Below are 14,829 nucleotides of genomic sequence, written 5' to 3'. Positions count from 1 at the left end.
GTATGTGCCGGCCCTCGCCATTAGCCCGTCTGTACCCACTGCATCCACCATCCCTGGTAGTAGCGCACGCCGGCGATTTCTTCGAACCCGACCACCATCATCCCTCTGTCTGACGCGAAGGTCAGGAGTTGGGGTTCCAGTAGATCGGGGATGGCGCTAGGCACAGTGGCGCCGAACTTCGCCAGCGCGTCCATGGTCATGCGCGGAACGTGCCGATTCAGACCCTTGTGAAGCATGGAGTACATCCGGACCGTACCCACGACGGGCTGGCCCGGATCATTGTCGCGGCGGCGCTCGCCGAGGTGGTGTGTGCGGAGCACGCTGCACTGAAGTTGCACGGTCTTGCTCAAAATACTGTATGTTTGTACAGTATAATTTGGTCTGAGATCGGCGCAATTAGGCCCCGATTTCGACGAACGGGGACGGACCATGGCAGACACCGTGGAATGGGTGCAGAGGAACGAGTACTACTGGGCCGGTCCACCAGGCTGGACGATCTGCCGTGTGTTCGTAGACGGGATGTGGCAGTACGAACTGTGGTTCAGCCGCGGGGAGGGTGGCACGATCTACGGCATGCGGGCGTCGCTGGCTGCGGCGCAAGAGCTCTTCAATCAAAAGCTAAGGTAGAGACTCATGGCCATTGAACTTGAGCGCGGAGTCCGCGACACTGCCATTGCATCCATACAGCGCTACTTCGACCAGAACATGGAGGAGAGGATCGGCAACATCGCGGCCGGTGCGCTGCTCGGGTTCATCCTGGAAGAGATCGGACCCAGCATCTATAACCAGGCGGTCGCGGATGTGCAAGAGCGGCTTCAAGCGCGTGTCTCAGAACTGGACCTGGAGGTCCACGAAGAGGAGTTCGCCTATTGGCGCAAGCATGAACACGGGAAACCTGGTCGGAAGTGATGCTGCCTACATGAGCTGAGATTCTGCGACCAGCTTCTCGGCCGGGAATGGGACCGGGAGATCCCGTGGGCATCTGCCGGCGCGGTGAGCCGTTCACTGTAGGCCCCTTTGACGACCATCCGCTTGTCCGCGCCAGTCCGGTGGTAGTGCTGGAACAGCGGATCCTGGTCGGCATTGATGGTGAGCATGGTGTAGCTCTCCTGCGGTTGGCCAGCAGTGTCGCGCCATCGATCCTACAAGCCAGCGATACCCAGGAGCGCGCCGTCGGCCCGGGTGAATCCGGAAGCCAGGGCAGCGCGGCACATGTCGTACTTGCTGCCGCCCGGCCTGTTTGGCGCCGAACTTCTTGAGCAGCAGCTCGGCGTCCTTTAGGGCCTGCTAATGGCTGCACATGGGATTACCTCCGGCAATCAGTCCATGGGCAAGCATGTAGGAATAAGGCTAGAAATAAGGGTAGGGGTATGGCCTAATGCAGCGGCACGCCTTGTAAATCAACGTGTTACGCCGCGCTTCCGCTTCCAATACCGCCTACCAAATTCCTGCAAAGTGCTGTCAAGCACGGCAAAGAAAAAGCCGCTAGGTCAATGACTTAGCGGCTTTTTTGTTTTCCGCGCGAGAAGCGCTGCCAAGTGCCACAAAGGAAGTTTTCGGGGCACGTTTGGGGGTACGAATGCTCAGGGTAAGGCTATGCCACCTTTCGCCCCGTTGGCGATGCCGCGGGACGATTCATTTATGAGTTGGCCGAGATTATTCATGGCGCGATCCCGCCAGCCGGTGTGACGGCGTGGAGCCGACCATTTGGCTACGTCGTGATCGGCTGGGGGAAGAAATTTAGCGCGCCAGACTTTGGCTACCGTAATCGGTGATGCCCAGTACGCCCGTACTCATGGCGCACTCACCGTTGACTCCTCGCATCGATCCGTTCGCGAAGGAGGCCGATCCATCATGAAGCGAACACCAGGTCAAATCCGGCGGCCATGGACTGATATCGAGCGCGCCGTGTTGCGCAAGTTCTACCCTGACGCGCCCACGGCGGTGATCGCTGCGGCGTTGGGTCGGCCTCTGACTCAGATCTACCAACAGGCGCGGAAACTCGGCCTGGCCAAATCCTCCGCATACCTGGCCAGCGTAGCGGCTTTCCCCTACAGCCTTTCGGTCAGCGTGTGCTCAGCATCCAACCGAGGCGTGTCGAGCAGTCGAGCTTTAACGTCGAGCAATTCCTCCTCTGCGACATCAAAGCGTTGGATCCAGGCTTCTCCCTTGAGGCCAGTCAGACGGGGCTCGCCAGCTGCACTGGCGATCAGATGCAACCAGAATGCTGAACTACGCAGAGGTTTGAGTACCGCGTTGGGAAGAACGTACTGTGGCGGTTTGCCATCAATTGCGGTCGCGGCGAGGTCCGGCTCATTGCCCGCTTGAATGACGATGCCTGCGCCATAGTCATAGAAGGCGAACCAGTCAGGTGGCAACTCTGAGCGCAGCGTGTGTAACCCACCGGCTTGCGCCACCATGTCGCGGTTGATGGCAGTCAACCAAGAAACCGTCTTGAATGCATTCCGCTTGAGCTTGGCGGCTGAGAATGCTGGTGCGCCGACATCTACCCCGCGCGCTTGTTCGGAGGTAAATGCCTCGGTAGGCTGGTTACTATTCCATTCGGAAGGGGACAACACAAAGCCGAAGCCTCCATGGCCGTGAAATGCTTGGAGCCGACGCGCAAATTCAACGAACATCGCCTGAAAGGCGGTGGGCCGCTCTATTATGTCGACGAAGGGTAGCGCGAACTGCAAGACGTCCAGCTGACCGGTCTTCTTGGCGATCCAGGCTGGTTCAGCGTTGACATAGAAGGAATACGGCCCGGCATCCTCGCGCTTGGCGCCGCTTGTGTACTGCAGGGCTATCTGCTCGTTCTGGTCAAGCGCCTTGAAGAAGTCACGTATTGGTGCGGCCTTGGCGTAGGGCATACATGGCGGGCCCGACGCGGGTTCCTCTCGCCACAGCCACGTTAGCGCCTCACCTACATGAGCCCGGTATTCGTCAAAGCACTGGGCGATCGCCTCCCGCTTGGACTGTGTGTAGCTACCCTCAAAATATAAGGTGCCGGTGATGGCAATGACCGCGCCTACATAGTCGTGCCGACTCTTAGGCATGAGCATCGCCCCGGGAAACTGCTGAGCTTGAGTTGTCTCGCGAAGTACGGCCACGAAAGCTTCGCGGCTCATGTTGGGATCAAGTTCTGGCATAGGTTATCTCAGGGTATAGCGGGCGCTGGCACAGGGACTCCACCGGGCAGCGGCGGCAAGCGGCCGCGCAAATACACTCGCAGCAAAGTGTATAGCGCCTGACTGGCTGGCACAGCGTACTTGTCTAACTCTTCGGCCTGGCGTTCGCGCTCTTCCACTTGGTTGCAGTCGCATTCGGAGGATTCGAGAAGAACGACCTTAGCTTCGCTACCGGCGATGCGCTCGTAGGCTTTCATCTGACCGGTTCCGGGATCATCATTTGGGAACTTGATTTCCACCACCATGCGGATGTTGTCCTGGGTGGGCGAGATCGTCGGATCGTTCACGATTACTACATCGGGACGCCGGACGTAGCCGCGGCTGGCCTTCCACTCTGGCCGATCCTTATCTGGATCGCCCCAGTATTTGTCAATCCAGCCGCGTAGCCAGCCATGCGGCTGCGTGGCGTCTTCGCTGTTCATGATGGGCTCGGGCGGCTCTTGGGTCATGTCGTAGTTGACCTCGGGCTTGTAAGGGCTGCGCCCCTGCAGAACCTTGTCCAGTTCCTTGAGTCGGCTGGACACACAAACTTGGTTGAGCTTGCGGCCGTCCTTGCCGATACCGGGGGTGGCTTGGCACTTGCAGATCGCCGAGCACAACACAGATTGATCCGGGGGCGCCAGTCGGCTCAGTCCAGAGCTTACCGGTGTTGTAGTGCCGGTGCCCGCGGACATCCCGCCGCTCGTGGTGGGGGCTCCGCCGCTCATGACGCTTCTTCCTGCTCATGGGCAAGCAGTTCGAGCGACAGCATATCGGGCGATTGGCTCTCGATCCAGGCGGTATAGCCATCGGCGTCCGTTGTGCCTTCCAGTGCGGCGCCATTCATCGAGGTTACGCGGTAATGCCGGCCCGCGACCGATTCACGCGTTGCATCGTCAATCGCTTGGAAGCGGCCGCGATAGGCCGTGGGCGCCGAGGTCACCTCGGAAGGTGGCGCATTGGACGACGCGCCAGACCCGTTGCCTTCGGCCAGCGCTTCCCGCCAGAAATATTGGCTTGCAATGAGCGTTGCACCGCAGGCGGTGCGCATGCGCTTCCAGCGCGAGCCATTGCGAGCTGCCCGTGGAACGGGTGCCCTCAACAATGGGGTATTCCCCTTTGCATTTCGGGCAAGTCGTCATATCGCCCTTGCGGGCCGCTGGCTTGCCAAAGACATTGATGGTCTGATCGCCAGTGACGACAACACCACCATGGTTCGTTCGGTCGCCAAGTCGTATCACAGCTCTTTGCATAGGTCCACGGCATAAGTCGGGGGCTTTAACTTTACCAGCATGTGGTTCTGCCCCAGGTGAGTGGGGTGGTACTTGAATTTCGAGACTGGTTCACACCTAACGAAAAAAAAGGGCGAGGCGGCCGATGGCCTCCCTCCAGAATGACAGCCTACGGACAACATAAGGCTGGAACCCTGCGTGAATACTAGGCTGTGTACGGGTCGAGTACCTGCGCACCTGGCGGCCTGGGCGCCCGCATCCGCAGAGCTAGCCGGCGCTGTACGCCCAGGCCATGGCTACCTTGGAGGTCTGACCATGCCCGCATTCGTACAACGGATATGGGGCTACGCGGTCGCCGCCCTGGTGGCGGTCCCTGCGGTGGCGCTGATCTACCTGCGCGGGCGCAGCGCCGGCCGCGCGGATGAGCGCCAGGAGCGCAAGGACCAAATTAACGAACAGGCGGCGAAGGCTCGCCAGGAGGTGCGCAATGTGGAGAATGAAGTGGCGAGCATGGATGATGATGCTGTTTCTGATCGCCTCAAGTCTGACTGGGCGCGCGCGGCCCCGGCCAGGGTGGGTGTTGAATACTGCGGCCACGCGCGACCGATCGACTTCGATTCAGCCGCGCAAGTTGACCAGATACCGGCGCAGGTGAGGCGCCAGGGTCTGGAGGTCAATGAGGCCTGGCTTCGCCTTTGCAGGGGAAGGAGTGTTAGCCGGCCGAATTGGTTTGCAACTGAGCATGTGACTGTTTTGCGATAAATGTCTGCTTCTCTTGACGGTCGAAGCCAGCCGACTCGTAAAACTTCAGGGTTGCTTCGTCCTTTCGTCCGGTCATTAGCATGACCTTGTAGCAACCTGCAATCCAAGCGGCTTTTAGTGCATGGCCTAGTAGCGCTTTTGCATGACCTCTGCCGCGGAATGCCGCATGCGTCACTACGTTCTCGATTAGCCCGTAGGGCTTGCATCCGCGAGTGAGATTCGGGCCGCGGCGCCGGGGAATCACCGCGGCTGGAGTGGCGGCGTATTGGCGGCGCAGAGCGTTGTCGCCAACAGCATATTGGCATTGCGGATCCAGCCGGGAATCAGGAATGCGTCGATGATCTCCCAGACCGCCGCGACGAGCAGCAGCACAAGGCCCACGCCCAAGGCGGCGAGAAGGATGCCGAGGATGGTGAGGGCGAGCATGGCGACGGCGGTACCGGTCTTGCCGGTGTAAAAGCGATGTCCGCCCAGTCCGCCAAGGAAGAACCACAAGAGATAGGCCACACCGACGCTTTTGCGATTGGCGTCGTACATCATCGCCCGCATGGCGGGATTGTTCATGCTGTCTCCGGGAAGAACCAAGGAATCGGCCGGGGTAGCCCGTTCATGGATAGGCGAATCGTGCCGATATCGCCGCGTGAAATGATTGGTTCTTTCGGCAAGTCCGCCTAGAGCGTGGCGCCAAATTTAGGACTACAGCACTGTGCTGGCCGGCGCCGGGGACAGGGAACGATCCGCAGGCAGGCGGGGTGCCCGGCCTTGCGGCCTTAAGGCGTTCGGACGTCTGCCGGTCAGTCTGCCTGCCATTGGGCGGGCGCCATCTGCCGACTGCGTTATCCTGCATCCCATCATGATGAGAGCACTGTGGCTGATCCTGGGTTGCGTGATGCTGGCGCTGGGCGTGATCGGCGCCTTCCTGCCGGTGATGCCGACCACGATATTCCTGATCCTGGCGGTAGCCTGCTTTTCACGTTCGTCGCCGCGCCTGGAGCGTTGGTTGCTGGACAGCCCGACTTACGGCCCGTCACTGCGCGCCTGGCGCGAGCAGGGCGCGGTATCGCGCAAGGGCAAGCTGTTTGCCTCGCTGGGCATGGCGGTGGGATACGGTCTGTTCTGGTGGGGGGCGCATCCGTCGCCGTGGCTCGCCAGCGGGGTGGGAGTGTTCTTTCTCGCTAGCGCCGCTTATGTGCTGACCCGGCCCACGCCGCGACCCCTGGATCCCCGGCAGAAAGTGCCAGGCGGGCGAGACGGGCCGGGGGCCGGCGCCTGACGCCCGCTTGCACGCTCGCCGTCAGTGCGAGTGCCGCGGATCGCCGCGGGTCTCGACCACTTTCAGATACAGCGTCGCGGGCTCCAGGCAGCCGCCGGTGGACAGCTGCCCCACCAGTTGCCGGTAGAGTTCCTGCCACGGCGTCTGCGCCGGCGGCGCCTGGTAAGGCGGATCTTGGCGGCGCCGTTCCATTTCGTCCGGGTCCACCAGCGCGATGACGCTGCGCTGGTTCAAGTCGACGCGGATGCGGTCGCCGGTGCGCAGCAGTGCCAGGCCGCCACCCACTGCGGCTTCGGGCGACAGGTTCAGGATCGACGGGCTGGCCGAGGTGCCGCTCTGGCGGCCGTCGCCCAGGCAGGGCAGCGAGTCGATGCCACGCTTGAGCAGGTGCGAAGGCGGCGCCATATTGACGACCTCGGCGCTGCCCGGGTAGCCGACCGTGCCGGCGCCGCGGATGACCAGGATGCAGTGCTCATCGATGTCCAGCGCAGGATCCTCGATGCGCGCATGGTAGTCCTCGGGACCATCGAAGACGATGGCGCGGGCCTCGAAGGCATTTTCGTCGCCGGGCGCGGACAGGTAGGCGCGGCGGAATGCCTCGCCCACCACCGACATCTTGATGACCGCGCTGTCGAAGAAATTGCCCGACAGCACGATGAAGCCGGCGCGATGCTTGAGCGGCGCTTCGCAGCTGCGGATGACGTCCGTATCGTGGGTCTTGGCGTCGGCGGCGATCTGGCCGATGGTCTTGCCGGAGACGGTGGCGCAATCGGCATGCAGGCGGCCGGCGGCCAGCAATTGGTGCAGCACGGCGGGAACGCCGCCGGCGCGGTGGAAGCCTTCGCCCAGGTGTTCGCCCGCGGGTACGCAGTTCACCAGCAGCGGCACGTCCTCCCCCAGCCGCTGCCAGTCGTCCAGGCTCAGGTCGATGCCGGCGTGGCGGGCCATGGCGATCAGGTGCGGCGGACAGTTGCTGGAGGCGCCCAGCGCCGAGGCGACGACAATGGCATTTTCAAATGCTTCGCGCGTCAGGATGTGGGACGGGCGCAGGTCCTCGCGCACCATGTCGCAGATGCGCAGGCCGGTGGCATAGGCCATCTGACCGCGCTCGCGGTAGGGCGCGGGAATGCTGGCGCAGGTGGGCAGCGACATACCCAGCGCTTCGGCCAGCGAATTCATCGACAGCGCGGTGCCCATGGTGTTGCAGTGGCCGATGGACGGCGAGGACGCCGTGGCCAGCGTCATGAAGCCTTCGTAGTCCAGCTTGCCCGCCGCCATCAGGTTGCGGGCGTGCCAGATGACCGTGCCGGAGCCGACCCGCTGGCCATCGTGCCAGCCATCCAGCATGGGGCCGCCCGAAAGCACGATGGCCGGAATGTCGACGGTGGCCGCCGCCATCAGGCAGGCGGGCGTGGTCTTGTCGCAGCCGGTGGTCAGCACCACGCCGTCCAGCGGGTAGCCGTGCAGGATCTCGACCAGGCCGAGGTAAGCCAGGTTGCGGTCCAGGGCGGCGGTCGGGCGCCGGCCCTGTTCGGCCAGCGGATGCACTGGAAACTCCATCGGAATGCCGCCGGCGTCACGGATGCCCGCTTTGATGCGTTCGGCCAGCGCCAGGTGGTGGCGATTGCACGGCGCCAGGTCGCTGCCAGTCTGCGCGATGCCGATGATGGGGCGGCCCGATTGCAGTTCCTGACGCGTCAGGCCGTAGTTCAGGTAGCGCTCCACGTAGATCGCCGTCATGTCGGCGTGGGCGGGATCGTCGAACCATTTCTGGCTGCGCAGCTTGCGCGGGGAGTCGGTCATGGATGTCTCGTGTGCTTCAAGGGGGCGGCGTTGTCCGCTTCCGGTACGACAGGCGCCGACGGCGTGCCGTCGGCGCCTGTCGTGCTAGTTGCGTGCCTTGCTGATTTCGGCGTTCAGCCGCTGGATCAGGTCGGGGCCCAGTTCCTGGGTGTATTTATCGACCACGGGTTGCACTTTCTCGCGCATGCGCGCCACCTCCTGCGGCGACACGGTGTTGATCTTCATGCCGGCCTTTTCCAGCGTGCCCATCGCCTTGAGCGAATCGGCGCGGCTGTCTTTGCGCTCGAAGTCGCGCGAGGCGACGGCGGCCTGGCGCACCAGCCGCTGTTCGTCGGGCGAGAGCTTGTCCCACCATTTCTTGGAGGCCATCACCACCCATGGCGTATAGACGTGGCGGGTGATCGTGAGGTAAGGCTGCACTTCGTAGAATTTGCTGCTCTGGATCGTGGTGACGGGATTTTCCTGGCCATCGACGGTACGCGTCTCGAGCGCCGTGAACAGTTCCGAGAACGGCATCGGCACCGCGTTCGCGCCCAGTGTGTTGAACACGCCCAGCGCGATCTGGTTCTGCATCACGCGCAACTTGATGCCCTGCAGGTCTTCGGCGCGCACGATGGGGTGCTTGGAGTTGGTCATGTTGCGAAAGCCGTTCTCCCAATACACCAGCCCGACCAGGCCCTTGGCTTCCAGCTTGTCGAGCAGGTCCTGGCCCAATTGGCCGTCCAGCACGGCGTCGGCCTCCTTTTCGCTGTTGAACAGGAACGGCAGGTCGAAAACACCGAATTCCTTGACCATGCCGGCCAGCGGCGCGGTGGAGCCGACCATCATCTCCTGGGCGCCGCCCACCAGCGCGCCCTGCATCTGCTCGTCGGAGCCGAGGTTGGCCGAGCCGAAGGTCTTCATCTTGAGTTTGCCGCCGCTGATTTTCTCCAGCTCTTGTGCCAGATGGCGCGCGGCGCGGCCCTGCACGCTGTCCTCGTTCAGGCCATAGCCGAAACGGATCAGCCGCGGCTTGACGTCGGCGGCCGCGGCCGCGCCGGCAAAAGCGCAGGACAGCGCCGCGGCCAACGCGATGAAACGGATCTTGAAACGGGGGGTCATGATGTTCCTCCTTGGCGTTTTCTAAGGGGCGTCGGAGCGACGCGCTTGTTTGCGGGCTTCAGTGCATCCAGCTCGCGGGGACGGTGATCACCTCGGGGAAGATCACCAGCAGTATCAGCAGCAGCAAGTAGGCCAGCACATAGCGCCATACGCCCCTGCAGATCGTTTCCATATTGATGCGGGCCACGCCGCAGACCACGTTCAGAACGGTGCCGACCGGCGGGGTCAGCAGGCCGACGCAGCCCACCATGACAAACATGACGCCGAAGTAGACGGGGTCGATGCCGGCCCGGGTGACGACGGGCATGAGCACCGGCGCCAGGATCAGGATGGTCGGCGTCAGGTCCATCACCATGCCCACCAGCGTCAGCAGAACCAACAGCGCAAACATCAGCAGCCTGGGATGGTCCAGTACCGGTTCCAGCAGCGCGATCAGGTCTTGCGGCATGTCGGCCAGCGTGATCATGTAGGACGACACCATGGCGGCCGCCACCAGAAACATGACCACGGCGGTGGTGCGGGCCGCGTTGACAAACAGCGGCAGCAACTGCCGCAGGCCGATCTCGCGGTAGACGAAAAGGCTGATCAGCAGGGCGTAGACGGCGGCCACCACTGCCGCCTCGGTAGGGGTGAAAATGCCGCCGCGCAGGCCGCCGATGATGATGACCGGCAGCAGCAGCGCCCACGCCGATTCGCGCAGCGCCCGCAGGCGGGCCGGCCAGGGCTGGCGCGGCGTGGCCTGGGTGGCGCCATGCCGGCGCGCGATCCAGGTCCATACCGCCACCAGTGTCAGGCCCATCAGCAAACCCGGCACGATGCCGGCGAAGAACAGCTTGGTGATGGAAATGTTGGTGGCGACGCCGAAGATGATGAACGAGATCGACGGCGGAATGATCGGCGCGATGATGCCGCCCGCGGCGATCAGGCCCGAAGCCTGGCCGGCGTCGTAGCCTTTCTCGCGCAACATGGGGATCAGCAGCGAGCCGAGCGCGGCGGCGTCGGCCACGGCCGAGCCGGACAAGGCCGCCAGCAGCACGCTGGCGAAAATGGCGACATAGCCCAGCCCGCCCTGGATATGGCCGACGAACATGCCGGCCAGGTTGACGATGCGGCGCGAAATGCCGCCGGCATTCATCAGTTCGCCGGCCAGCATGAATAGCGGCACCGCCATCAGGGTGAAGCTGTTGGCGCCCGACAGCATGTTCTGCGCCAGGATCTGGCTGTCGAAGAAATCGAGTTGGAACATCATGGCGATCGCGCTCAACAGCAGCGCGAACGCGATCGGCATGCCCAGGGCGATGAGCCCCAGCAACACCAGCAGGAAGACGGTCAGGATCATGGGGCGGGTCCGAACGAATGGCGACGGGGGTCAGACCAGCGGGTCTTTGGCGCGGGACTCCGCCGGCAGCGGGCCGCCGGCCAGCACGCGCAGCAGGTCGAGCAGGGTCAGCAGGCCCATCGCGACGGCGGCGTAGAGCGCGGCGGCGTTGAACACCGCCAGCGGCATCGACGTCACCGGCAGGCGGGTGTCCAGTCCGATCAGGGTCTGGGCCCAGCTGCCTTCGGCCAGCAGCCACAGGGTCCACAGCACCAGCAATTGGCAGAGGATGTGCGTAACCCGGCGCGCCGACGGGCCGAAGCGATCGACCAGCATCGTGACGCCGATGTGTTGATGGTCGCGCAGTGCCAGCACCGCGCCCAGGAAGATCAGCCAGACGAAGGCCAGGCGGGAGACCTCGTCGGAGACATTGATGCCGGAGTTGAACAGGTAGCGCAGGGCGACGTTGCCGAACAGCAGCACGACCATGACGACCAGGCAGGCCACCATCAGCCAGGTCTGCAACCGGGTGCACCAATCCGCCGCGCGGGCCAGGCGGGCAGCGCCGGACCGCCCCTGAGGGGAACCATGCATGCTTTGTCTCCTTTCCGTTTTCCGGAATTCTTATGGATGTCGTGGAGCGGATGTTAGCGCTAACATTTTTGGTTTGGCAAGCCCCGATCTTTCGGTCAGACTACGTGCTCGCCAATCTCCAGACAGCGCCCGCATAACCAGATGTCCAGCCGCAAGCCCCGCAGCACCCGCGCCGGACGCGTGACCATGCAGGAGGTCGCGCGCCGCGCCGGGGTTAGCGCGATCACCGTGTCGCGCGCTTTGCGCACGCCCGACAAAGTGGCCGAGGCGGTGCGCCTGCGCATTGCCGCGGTCTGCCAGGAACTGGGCTACGTCCCCAACCATGCGGCCAGCGCGCTGGCGTCGGCGCGCTCGCAGACCATCGTGGTGCTGATTCCCTCGCTCAGCAATGTGGTGTTCGTCGACATCATCACGGGCATCAAGGAGGTGCTGGACGCGCAGGGCTATCACCTGTTGATCGGGGTCACCGGTTATTCGCCTGATGCCGAGGAGGCGTTGCTGCGCAAGTATCTGCAGCACCTGCCCGACGGGCTGATCCTGACCGGCGTCGACCACAACCCCGGGGTCTGGGAATTATTGCGGGCGCAGGGCATTCCGACGGTCCACACCATCGAGACACTGGCCGGCGACGAGGGCATGAGCGTGGGGTTCTCGCAGTTCGATTCCGGTTACGCCGCCGGCCGCCACCTGGTCGAGCGCGGCTATCGGCGCATCGGCATCGTCGGCGCCCAGCTCGATCCGCGTTCCCTGCGCCGTTGCGAAGGTTGCCGGCAGGCGCTGCGTGACGCCGGACGGTATGACCCGACGCTGGAAATCATGACACCCGAGAAATCGTCGATCGCGCTGGGGGCGGCGCTGCTGGAAACGCTGCGGGCGCGCCATCCCGATTGCGATGCGGTGTTCTTCTGCAACGATGACCTGGCGCAGGGCGCGGTGTTCCAGTGCGGGCGGTTGGGCATCAGCGTGCCCGGACAGATGGCGCTGGTGGGGTTTCATGATTTGGCCGGCACGGCCTGGACCACGCCGCCGTTGTCGACCATTGCCACGCCGCGCTATGAAATCGGCCGGTCCGCGGCGCAACTGCTGATGCGCCACCTGGCCGGGCAGGGGATCGCGCAGCGCCATGTGGACCTGGGCTTCACGCTGGTGCAGCGCGAAACCTCCTGAGCCGCGCGCCGTGTCTAGGCGGCGCGGCGTAGCGCCAGGAACACGCCGGAGGCCATGATCATGGCAATGCCGGTCAGCGCCAGGCCGTCGGGCGGACGTTGGAACCAGAACGTGCTGAAGGCCACCGCCAGCAACAGCTGGAAGTAGTTCAACGGCGCCAGGGTCGCCGCCGGAACGCGTTGGAACGCGGCGATCAGGAGGATCTGCGCCAAGCCGCTGCAGGCGCCCAGGCCCACGATCAAGGCCATGTCGAGCGGCGCCGGCCAGGGATCCGGCAGGAAGAAGGGCGCCGGCAACGCGGTGACGGCCAGGCAGATGAAAGCGGTGTAGGCGTATTGCACCGGCCCGGCCACTTTGCCCGATAACTTGCGGGTCAGCACCTGGAAAATGGCGTAGCTGATGGCCGAGACCGCCATCAGCACGGTTCCCAGCAAGGGCAGGTCGGCGCCGGGCCGCACGATCAACAACATACCCGCGAAGCCGCCGGCCACCGCCATCCATTGTGCCGGCCGCACGCGCTCGCCAAGCAGCCAGGGCGACAGCGCCACCATGATCAGGGGCGAGGTGAAGTAGATGGCCGTGGCCTCCGACAGGGGCATCCAGATCAGGGCCGTCATGAAGCAGGTGCCGACCGTGGCCAGCATGATGCCGCGCAGTATCAGCAGGGGCTTGTGCGAGGCGCCGCGCAGGTCCGGCCAGCGCTGGCGCCACAGCAGCGCCAGCGCCAGTACCGCGACCGCGGTATAGCGCATGATGTTCAGGAACGGCGCCGGATAGCGCGCCAGCATCTGCTTGGAGCCCGCATCAAACGTGGCAAAGGCCAGCAGCGCCGCGAAGAACAGCAGGATGCCGGCCTGGCGCGCGCCACTGGCCGGGATGGCGCCGGGCGCCGTGGCAGGGTGAGTGGCCATGGCGGGGTCAGGCGCGGTCCAGGCCCTGCAGGAATGCGTCCAGCGCCGGGCCGATGGCCTGCACCATGTAACCGCCTTCCTGCACGACCACCGTGGGCACGCCCAGGCTGGCCACGCGCGCGCCGATGTCGCGGTAGGCGTCGATGTCCAGCCGCAGCACGCTGATGGGATCGTCCTTGTAGGTATCGAAGCCCAGCGCCAGCACCAGCGCCTGCGGCCCGTAGCCGGCCAGCGCCGCCAGCGCGCTGTCCAGCGCCCGCAGGAACGGGTCGCTGTCCGAGCCGTGCGCCAGCGGCAGGTTGAGGTTGCAGCCGGCGCCCGCGCCGTGGCCACGTTCGTGCGCATAGCCGGTATAGAACGGATAGTAGCCGGTGGGGTCGGCATGCAGCGACACCGTCATGACGTCGGCGCGCTGGTAGAAGATGTTCTGGGTGCCGTCGCCATGGTGCGCGTCGACGTCCAGCACCGCCACTTTGGCCCAGGTCTGCAACAAGCGGGCGGCGGCGGCCGCGCTGCTGTTCAGGTAGCAGAAGCCGCCGGCGCGGTCGCGGTGCGCATGGTGGCCGGAAGGGCGGCACAGGGCGTAGGCTGTTTCACCGGTGGCGGCCACGTGTTCGGCCGCGGCCACCGCGCTGTGCGTGGAGCGCAGCGCCGAACGCCAGGTGTGCGGGCCGATGGGGCAGGACAGGTCGCTCAGGTAGTAACCGGTCTGCGCCACGATCGACGGCGACGGACAAGGGCCGCGCCCGGCCGATTCGATCCGGCCGCTGTAGTAGGGTGACAGGTTGGGCAGTACCTCGGGACCGGGGTCGACGCCGGGGGCCTTGAGCGCCTGCCAGCGGGCAAAAGCGGTCTCCAGGTAGTCCAGGTAGTCCGCGCTGTGGATGCCTTCCAGCGGCTGGCGGCCGAAGTCGGGCGGGGCCTGGACCGCGATGCCGCGCGCCGCCAGCGCGCCTTGCAGGCTGTGGGCGCGCGAGGGCAGGTCGGTAGGGGTGCTGATACGCCCCAGCCGCATGAACTGCTGCGGCGTGTGCAGCAGTTGTTCTTCCGAGAAAAACGCCTTCATGGTGTTCCTTTGCGCGTCGGCCGGACCGGGCCCGCCGATCGGCGGGGGCATGCCCGGCTGTTGGGGCGTGACGGTCGGTGTGTGACGGGTCGTCAGTGCGAACAGCCGGCGGCGGGCTGTCCCGCCTGCTTGATCTCGATCTCGACGAACACGAATTCCGTGTCGCCCGGGTTGATGACGTTGTGCTCGACGCCGACCGGGCGGTAGTAGGCCACGCCGGTGGTGAGCTGGCTGGTGACCTGGCCTTCGGGCGTGTCCAGCAGCAGCGGGCCGGTGGTCTGCGGCACCACGACGTAGTTCATGCCATGGCGGTGCCAACCGGTTTCCCCGCCGGGCGGAAAGCGCCATTCGGTGACGGTGACCTGGTCATTGTCGATCTGGACGGTGGGCACGGCGGGCGGGCGTTGCATGCAAGTCTCCTTGGGGGGTGATGCC

General features: G+C 64.5%; 18 protein-coding genes and 1 pseudogene. 5 read left to right on the top strand and 14 right to left on the bottom strand.

Annotation, left to right across the window (positions count from 1 at the left end):
* Positions 1 to 20 precede the first annotated feature (20 nt).
* The gene (locus K2W61_RS26385; protein WP_236756858.1) at positions 21 to 350 is read right to left on the bottom strand and encodes a hypothetical protein; all 330 of its coding nucleotides are present in this window, start codon (positions 348 to 350) and stop codon (positions 21 to 23) included.
* Between the two features lie 79 nt (positions 351 to 429).
* Between K2W61_RS26385 and K2W61_RS26380 the strand changes: the two genes are divergently transcribed.
* Both K2W61_RS26380 and K2W61_RS26375 read left to right on the top strand, forming a co-directional pair.
* Complete coding sequence (locus K2W61_RS26380) at positions 430 to 627, top strand: hypothetical protein (protein WP_236756857.1); 198 nt, start codon at positions 430 to 432, stop codon at positions 625 to 627.
* 6 nt (positions 628 to 633) lie between these two features.
* Positions 634 to 909, top strand: coding sequence for a DUF2164 domain-containing protein (locus K2W61_RS26375; protein ID WP_236756856.1), 276 nt, complete (start codon positions 634 to 636; stop codon positions 907 to 909).
* 1,142 nt (positions 910 to 2,051) lie between these two features.
* Here K2W61_RS26375 and K2W61_RS26370 read toward each other — a convergent pair.
* The 4 genes and pseudogenes from K2W61_RS26370 to K2W61_RS26355 form a co-directional block, all read right to left on the bottom strand.
* Positions 2,052 to 3,149 (bottom strand): type VI immunity family protein, encoded by a 1,098-nt coding sequence (locus K2W61_RS26370; RefSeq protein WP_175134206.1) that lies wholly within the window; start codon positions 3,147 to 3,149, stop codon positions 2,052 to 2,054.
* A gap of 8 nt (positions 3,150 to 3,157) precedes the next feature.
* Positions 3,158 to 3,895, bottom strand: coding sequence for a VRR-NUC domain-containing protein (locus K2W61_RS26365; protein ID WP_236756855.1), 738 nt, complete (start codon positions 3,893 to 3,895; stop codon positions 3,158 to 3,160).
* The gene (locus K2W61_RS26360; RefSeq protein ID WP_236757108.1) at positions 3,892 to 4,218 is read right to left on the bottom strand and encodes a hypothetical protein; all 327 of its coding nucleotides are present in this window, start codon (positions 4,216 to 4,218) and stop codon (positions 3,892 to 3,894) included. Before K2W61_RS26360 ends, K2W61_RS26365 begins: the two co-directional genes overlap by 4 nt.
* Before the next feature lie 91 nt (positions 4,219 to 4,309).
* Positions 4,310 to 4,420, bottom strand: a pseudogene (locus K2W61_RS26355) (PAAR domain-containing protein); the annotation flags it as partial.
* Positions 4,421 to 4,714: 294 nt separating this feature from the next.
* On the opposite strand from K2W61_RS26355, the gene K2W61_RS26350 reads away from it, so the two are divergent.
* On the top strand, positions 4,715 to 5,161 hold the full coding sequence (locus tag K2W61_RS26350; protein WP_236756854.1) for a hypothetical protein: 447 nt from the start codon (positions 4,715 to 4,717) through the stop codon (positions 5,159 to 5,161).
* Here K2W61_RS26350 and K2W61_RS26345 read toward each other — a convergent pair.
* Together K2W61_RS26345 and K2W61_RS26340 are read right to left on the bottom strand one after the other, a co-directional pair.
* Positions 5,112 to 5,405: a GNAT family N-acetyltransferase gene (locus tag K2W61_RS26345; protein WP_276512733.1), complete on the bottom strand. Its 294-nt coding sequence runs from the start codon at positions 5,403 to 5,405 to the stop codon at positions 5,112 to 5,114. The genes K2W61_RS26350 and K2W61_RS26345 overlap by 50 nt on opposite strands.
* Complete coding sequence (locus tag K2W61_RS26340; protein WP_175134208.1) at positions 5,402 to 5,725, bottom strand: TM2 domain-containing protein; 324 nt, start codon at positions 5,723 to 5,725, stop codon at positions 5,402 to 5,404. The genes K2W61_RS26345 and K2W61_RS26340 overlap by 4 nt, the downstream gene beginning before the upstream one ends.
* A 289-nt stretch (positions 5,726 to 6,014) precedes the next feature.
* Here K2W61_RS26340 and K2W61_RS26335 point away from each other — a divergent pair, with 289 nt between their 5' ends.
* Complete coding sequence (locus K2W61_RS26335; protein ID WP_217467970.1) at positions 6,015 to 6,434, top strand: YbaN family protein; 420 nt, start codon at positions 6,015 to 6,017, stop codon at positions 6,432 to 6,434.
* Between the two features lie 21 nt (positions 6,435 to 6,455).
* Here K2W61_RS26335 and K2W61_RS26330 read toward each other — a convergent pair whose 3' ends face one another.
* The 4 genes from K2W61_RS26330 to K2W61_RS26315 form a co-directional block, all read right to left on the bottom strand.
* The gene (locus K2W61_RS26330; protein ID WP_175134209.1) at positions 6,456 to 8,237 is read right to left on the bottom strand and encodes an IlvD/Edd family dehydratase; all 1,782 of its coding nucleotides are present in this window, start codon (positions 8,235 to 8,237) and stop codon (positions 6,456 to 6,458) included.
* A gap of 84 nt (positions 8,238 to 8,321) precedes the next feature.
* Entirely contained in the window at positions 8,322 to 9,338 is a 1,017-nt protein-coding gene (locus K2W61_RS26325; protein ID WP_175134210.1) for a TRAP transporter substrate-binding protein, read from the bottom strand.
* A gap of 58 nt (positions 9,339 to 9,396) precedes the next feature.
* Positions 9,397 to 10,677 carry a TRAP transporter large permease gene (locus K2W61_RS26320; protein ID WP_175134211.1) on the bottom strand — a complete coding sequence of 427 codons (1,281 nt, stop codon included), beginning with the start codon at positions 10,675 to 10,677 and terminating at the stop codon, positions 9,397 to 9,399.
* A gap of 30 nt (positions 10,678 to 10,707) precedes the next feature.
* Entirely contained in the window at positions 10,708 to 11,250 is a 543-nt protein-coding gene (locus K2W61_RS26315; RefSeq protein ID WP_236756852.1) for a TRAP transporter small permease, read from the bottom strand.
* 141 nt (positions 11,251 to 11,391) lie between these two features.
* Between K2W61_RS26315 and gntR the strand changes: the two genes are divergently transcribed.
* Complete coding sequence (gntR, locus tag K2W61_RS26310; protein ID WP_175134213.1) at positions 11,392 to 12,417, top strand: HTH-type transcriptional regulator GntR; 1,026 nt, start codon at positions 11,392 to 11,394, stop codon at positions 12,415 to 12,417.
* A gap of 14 nt (positions 12,418 to 12,431) precedes the next feature.
* Here gntR and K2W61_RS26305 read toward each other — a convergent pair whose 3' ends face one another.
* The 3 genes from K2W61_RS26305 to K2W61_RS26295 all read right to left on the bottom strand — a co-directional run bounded on the left by K2W61_RS26305 (position 12,432) and on the right by K2W61_RS26295 (position 14,804).
* Complete coding sequence (locus tag K2W61_RS26305; protein WP_175134214.1) at positions 12,432 to 13,328, bottom strand: DMT family transporter; 897 nt, start codon at positions 13,326 to 13,328, stop codon at positions 12,432 to 12,434.
* A 7-nt stretch (positions 13,329 to 13,335) separates the two neighbouring features.
* Positions 13,336 to 14,394 carry a histone deacetylase family protein gene (locus K2W61_RS26300; protein WP_175134215.1) on the bottom strand — a complete coding sequence of 353 codons (1,059 nt, stop codon included), beginning with the start codon at positions 14,392 to 14,394 and terminating at the stop codon, positions 13,336 to 13,338.
* Positions 14,395 to 14,486: 92 nt separating this feature from the next.
* A complete protein-coding gene (locus K2W61_RS26295; protein WP_175134216.1) occupies positions 14,487 to 14,804 on the bottom strand; it encodes a cupin domain-containing protein in 318 nt (105 codons plus the stop codon).
* Positions 14,805 to 14,829 lie beyond the last annotated feature (25 nt).

The sequence above is a fragment of the Achromobacter pulmonis genome (genome assembly GCF_021733725.1).
Lineage (GTDB): Bacteria > Pseudomonadota > Gammaproteobacteria > Burkholderiales > Burkholderiaceae_B > Achromobacter > Achromobacter pulmonis.
This window is presented reverse-complemented; position numbering and strand designations above follow the sequence as displayed.

What these genes read in the sequence shown, in the direction of transcription:
- K2W61_RS26330 (WP_175134209.1), bottom strand. Translation starts at nt 8,237, where the DNA reads ATGACCGACTCCCCGCGCAAGCTGCGCAGCCAGAAATGGTTCGACGAT.
- K2W61_RS26295 (WP_175134216.1), bottom strand. Translation starts at nt 14,804, where the DNA reads ATGCAACGCCCGCCCGCCGTGCCCACCGTCCAGATCGACAATGACCAG.
- K2W61_RS26335 (WP_217467970.1), top strand. Translation starts at nt 6,015, where the DNA reads ATGATGAGAGCACTGTGGCTGATCCTGGGTTGCGTGATGCTGGCGCTG.
- K2W61_RS26365 (WP_236756855.1), bottom strand. Translation starts at nt 3,895, where the DNA reads ATGAGCGGCGGAGCCCCCACCACGAGCGGCGGGATGTCCGCGGGCACC.
- K2W61_RS26350 (WP_236756854.1), top strand. Translation starts at nt 4,715, where the DNA reads ATGCCCGCATTCGTACAACGGATATGGGGCTACGCGGTCGCCGCCCTG.
- K2W61_RS26375 (WP_236756856.1), top strand. Translation starts at nt 634, where the DNA reads ATGGCCATTGAACTTGAGCGCGGAGTCCGCGACACTGCCATTGCATCC.
- K2W61_RS26340 (WP_175134208.1), bottom strand. Translation starts at nt 5,725, where the DNA reads ATGAACAATCCCGCCATGCGGGCGATGATGTACGACGCCAATCGCAAA.
- K2W61_RS26380 (WP_236756857.1), top strand. Translation starts at nt 430, where the DNA reads ATGGCAGACACCGTGGAATGGGTGCAGAGGAACGAGTACTACTGGGCC.
- K2W61_RS26300 (WP_175134215.1), bottom strand. Translation starts at nt 14,394, where the DNA reads ATGAAGGCGTTTTTCTCGGAAGAACAACTGCTGCACACGCCGCAGCAG.
- K2W61_RS26315 (WP_236756852.1), bottom strand. Translation starts at nt 11,250, where the DNA reads ATGCATGGTTCCCCTCAGGGGCGGTCCGGCGCTGCCCGCCTGGCCCGC.
- K2W61_RS26305 (WP_175134214.1), bottom strand. Translation starts at nt 13,328, where the DNA reads ATGGCCACTCACCCTGCCACGGCGCCCGGCGCCATCCCGGCCAGTGGC.
- K2W61_RS26360 (WP_236757108.1), bottom strand. Translation starts at nt 4,218, where the DNA reads ATGCGCACCGCCTGCGGTGCAACGCTCATTGCAAGCCAATATTTCTGG.
- K2W61_RS26320 (WP_175134211.1), bottom strand. Translation starts at nt 10,677, where the DNA reads ATGATCCTGACCGTCTTCCTGCTGGTGTTGCTGGGGCTCATCGCCCTG.
- K2W61_RS26325 (WP_175134210.1), bottom strand. Translation starts at nt 9,338, where the DNA reads ATGACCCCCCGTTTCAAGATCCGTTTCATCGCGTTGGCCGCGGCGCTG.
- K2W61_RS26370 (WP_175134206.1), bottom strand. Translation starts at nt 3,149, where the DNA reads ATGCCAGAACTTGATCCCAACATGAGCCGCGAAGCTTTCGTGGCCGTA.
- gntR (WP_175134213.1), top strand. Translation starts at nt 11,392, where the DNA reads ATGTCCAGCCGCAAGCCCCGCAGCACCCGCGCCGGACGCGTGACCATG.